Origin of the sequence: Pseudomonas sp. 43(2021) (assembly GCF_017490805.1) — a bacterium.
In the GTDB taxonomy this organism is placed as follows: domain Bacteria; phylum Pseudomonadota; class Gammaproteobacteria; order Pseudomonadales; family Pseudomonadaceae; genus Aquipseudomonas.
Window position 1 is genome coordinate 1 of sequence record NZ_JAFGYJ010000375.1, and the last position, 484, is coordinate 484.

1 pseudogene is annotated in these 484 nt (G+C 62.4%); it reads right to left on the bottom strand.

Annotated features, from left to right (window positions below):
* Window positions 1-31: 31 nt before the first annotated feature.
* Window positions 32-484 (bottom strand): annotated as a pseudogene (locus tag J5M71_RS27720) (ABC transporter ATP-binding protein); the annotation flags it as partial.

The following is a 484-nucleotide window of genomic DNA, read 5'->3' on the forward strand; positions in this document are numbered from 1 at the left end:
GTTCGAGAGAAAGCAGCATGTTGAAACTCCGTTAAACCGAAGCGGCGCGAGGTGAGTGATCGAACTGGCCGGCCATCCACGCGCCGACATCGCTCAGTTGTGTAGCGCTGGTGTCTTGCAGCGCCGAGAGACGCCCGCCGCACAGCGCGCCGAGGCGATCGCTGATCTGGAACAGCTCATCGAGGTCTTCGGAAATCACCAGAATCGCCGCGCCGGCATCGCGCAGGGCGATCAAGGCGCGATGAATGGTGGCGGCGGCACCGACGTCGACGCCCCAGGTCGGGTGCGCGGCGATCAGCAGTTTCGGTTGCTGAAGAATTTCCCGGCCGAGGATGAATTTCTGCAAGTTGCCGCCGGACACGCTGCGCGCAGCGGTTTGCGTGTCCGGGGTCTTCACGCCGAAACGCTGGATGATCTGCTGCGCGAGGGCTTCGACTTTGCTTCGTTGAATCAACCCGTGGCTCACCAGTCCGTGCTGAAAAGC